Below are 3,131 nucleotides of genomic sequence, written 5' to 3'. Positions count from 1 at the left end.
CCATCACACCATCACACCATCACACCATCACACCATCACACCATCACACCATCACACCATCACACCATCACACCATCACACCATCACACCATCACACCATCACACCATCACACCATCACACCATCACACCTAAAACCGCCTCGATACCTCGCCGTACCATCGGCGGGACGTCCTGACCCTGGCGCTGGCGCCGATCCTGCAAGGGCGGACGGCTCTGTCCCGGCCGATCGGCAGGCCGGGCGACCGCTGACACACGGGCCGGATGTCATCCAGGAAAGAGAACCATCGCAGGGAGCAGGAAGAAGCGCTACGCGACAAGGTGCGCGCCATCGCCGACAAGGGCGGGGCGCGCAGTGTTGCCGTGGCGTACCACGACTATGAGACGGAGACGGCGTGGAGCTACCGCGGCAGCGAGTGGTTTCACGCGGCCAGCACCATCAAGGTGCCGGTGCTGCTGGGCGTGTTTCGCGCGGTGGAAGACAAACGCCTCACGCTCATGGCGCGCGTGCACGTGCGCAACCTGTTCACCAGCGCGGTGGGCGACGGCAGCACCTTTCGCGTGGCGGCCAGCCGCGACGCCAACGCCGAGGTGCCCCGCAACATCGGCAAGACCATGCGGGTGCAGGAGCTGGCGCACCACATGATCACCACCAGCAGCAACCTGGCGACCAACCTGCTCGTGGACGCGGTGGGGGTGGACGCCATCGCCGACAACCTGCGCAAGCTCAAGCTGGACAAGGGCGTGGAGTTTCGCCGCGGGGTAGAGGACGAGGCGGCGCACGACGCCGGCATCAACAACCGCTGCACCGCCGACGGGATGCTGGAGGTGCTGCGCACCATCGAAGAGCGCAAGGCGTTCAGCGAAGAGTCGTCGCGCAAAATGCTGGACATTCTGCACAAGCAGGAGTTCCGCAGCGGCATTCCCGCCCGCCTGCCGGAGGGGGTGCGCGTCGCCAACAAGACGGGGGAGATCAGCACCGTGGCCCATGACGCCGGGATCGTGTACGTCCCCAACCGGGAGCCGTACGCGCTGGTCGTGCTCACGGAGTGGGACGCGGGCAAGACCAGCGGCCGCAGCGACACCATCTCGCGCATCTCCCGCGCCGTGTACGACCATCTGACCGGGAGCGCGGGCTGATGGCCGGGCTGAGCGACCTGAAGGTGGTGGACGGGCTTAAGCTTTCCGAGACGGCGCGGCGGGTTTTGCGGCCGGGAGAGCTGGTGCGGGGCCGCGACGGCTACACCCGGCGGCTTCCGCGGTGGTTCTACCAGGTGCCCTCGTGGGAGGTGGCGCTGGAGACCAGCCTTACGCCGCACTTCAAGCTGTGGGAGTTCATCGATATCGACTTTCGCGAGCACAAGATGCTGCGCGCGGAAAAGCAGCGGTACGTGCCGCTGGCGGTGACCATGCTGGCCGCGGCGATGGAGGCGTTTCGGCAGGAGGTGAACACGTACGTGCACATCTCGGCCAACGGCGGCTACCGCTCTCCCGCGCACCAGCTTAGCCGCGACGCATCGGTGCACTGCTGGGGCGTGGCCGTGCACCTGTACCGGGTGGGCGACGACTGGCTGGACAACGAAGCCAACATCACCCGCTACGCCGAGGTGGCGTCGCGGGTGTTCCCGGCGTTCCGCGCGCTGCCGTACGGCACGGGCCCGGGAAAGACCGAAGATCATCTGCACCTCGACCTGGGATACGTAACGGTGGTGCCGCACGGAAAGGGCGATGAAGCGCAGGACGATGACGCTCTGCCGCTCGGTGGAAGCGCGAAGGACAAGCAGCGCGGAAAGAAGGGGGAATGATGCCTGATCCCAAGAAGGGGGGCGGCGCACAAGCCCCCGCCGGCGGTGCACTGGCGCTTGCGGCGATGGGGATGGAGGCGGAGTTCTCCGTGACCCTGGACGGCCAGCCGGTGCGTCCGGAAGACGTGTTCGGCTCGCCGCGCGCGTTCGTGCGGGGAAACCTGATGCACCGGCAGGGCACCAGCTACCACCTGCCCACGGGCGGGGCGGTGTACTTTGACACGGGCGTGATCGAGGTGGCCACGCCGGTCATCGAGATCGAACGGGGCGCGGCGGCGCGCACGGGGCGCTCGCTGTGGGAAAGCATCCTGTACATCCGCGAGCAGCTGGACGACTGGGAGGCGCGCACCCACCGCGACATCCGCCTTACCGGCTTCAGCACGCACTACAACGTGAGCTTCGAGCTGCCGGCGGCGCAGCAGGGGCGCAGCCGCACGGTCAAAAAGCTGGCGCTGCTGCTGTCGTACATCCTTCCCGCGCCGGTGATGCTGCTGGCCACCAACCGGCGCTCCACGGGCGTGGGCGTGCGGCCGCGCGGCGACCGCATCGAGATCACCGCCGACTTTACCCCCAGCGCCAGCCTGATGATCGCCACGGCGACGCTGATCGTGGGGATCGTGCGCGAGGTGATGACGTGGCCGTCGTTCGAGCTGGAGATGCTGGAGCAGATGGGCATCCCGGTAATCGAAGGGTACCAGCCGATCAAGCACACCTCGCGCAAGGGGTGGCTGGCCAAGGACGTGTGCTATCCGCGCAACCCCTTTCAGGCCGACATCGACGAGACCACCTGGCGCACGACGGACGGGCGGGAGCTGAGCCTGCGCAGCGTGGCGGGGCTGATCGTCAAGCACTTCTGGCACCCCATCCGCCGCATCAGCGACCCGTGGACCTTCCGGCTCATCGGCTCGGTGATGCGGGGGCGCGCGCCGTCGCTGCTCGACCTGGAGGACCGGCCGCCGGAGTACGAGGACGTGGGGCGGCTGTGCACCTGGGACAACCTGTTCCCCGAGAGCGAGCTGAGCCGGTCGCGGTACGAGCGCGTGCTGATCCGCGCCATCAGCGGCCAGAAGCTGTGGATGCACGGACGCCGCTACACGCCTACGGGCATGCGCGGCTGGTCCGCCGTCGTCTTTCGCGCGGACGACGACCACTCGCGCCACGTCTTTTCCATCGACTACCTGCTCGGGCACCTGCGCGACTGGGAGCGTCCGCGGTCGCGGGGCGGGTGATCTCACGCGGAGACGCGGGGGGGGGGGGTGAGACCAAATAACCCCCCCGCCCCGTTTATGTGAACCTGCACCCCCCGCGTTTTTTATCACAACGAGGTT

3 protein-coding genes are annotated in these 3,131 nt (G+C 67.5%); all 3 read left to right on the top strand.

Going from position 1 to position 3,131, the window contains the following annotated elements; genetic code table 11:
- Positions 1–262: 262 nt before the first annotated feature.
- Genes ACOJUJ_RS19630 through ACOJUJ_RS19620 form a run of 3 tightly spaced genes read left to right on the top strand, consistent with a single transcriptional unit; the run spans position 263 to position 3,032 of the window.
- Complete coding sequence (locus ACOJUJ_RS19630) at positions 263–1,138, top strand: serine hydrolase (RefSeq protein ID WP_420128599.1); 876 nt, start codon at positions 263–265, stop codon at positions 1,136–1,138.
- Positions 1,138–1,803: a hypothetical protein gene (locus ACOJUJ_RS19625; protein ID WP_420128598.1), complete on the top strand. Its 666-nt coding sequence runs from the start codon at positions 1,138–1,140 to the stop codon at positions 1,801–1,803. The genes ACOJUJ_RS19630 and ACOJUJ_RS19625 overlap by 1 nt, the downstream gene beginning before the upstream one ends.
- Positions 1,803–3,032 carry a hypothetical protein gene (locus ACOJUJ_RS19620; RefSeq protein WP_420128597.1) on the top strand — a complete coding sequence of 410 codons (1,230 nt, stop codon included), beginning with the start codon at positions 1,803–1,805 and terminating at the stop codon, positions 3,030–3,032. The genes ACOJUJ_RS19625 and ACOJUJ_RS19620 overlap by 1 nt, the downstream gene beginning before the upstream one ends.
- The last annotated feature ends 99 nt before the right edge of the window (positions 3,033–3,131 follow it).

It is taken from the genome of Longimicrobium sp., assembly GCF_048594345.1.
In the GTDB taxonomy this organism is placed as follows: Bacteria; Gemmatimonadota; Gemmatimonadetes; order Longimicrobiales; family Longimicrobiaceae; genus Longimicrobium.
The sequence above is the reverse complement of the archived record's forward strand: the minus strand, read 5'-3'. Positions and strand labels throughout refer to the sequence as shown.

What these genes read in the sequence shown, in the direction of transcription:
- ACOJUJ_RS19630 (WP_420128599.1), top strand. Translation starts at nt 263, where the DNA reads ATGTCATCCAGGAAAGAGAACCATCGCAGGGAGCAGGAAGAAGCGCTA.
- ACOJUJ_RS19625 (WP_420128598.1), top strand. Translation starts at nt 1,138, where the DNA reads ATGGCCGGGCTGAGCGACCTGAAGGTGGTGGACGGGCTTAAGCTTTCC.
- ACOJUJ_RS19620 (WP_420128597.1), top strand. Translation starts at nt 1,803, where the DNA reads ATGCCTGATCCCAAGAAGGGGGGCGGCGCACAAGCCCCCGCCGGCGGT.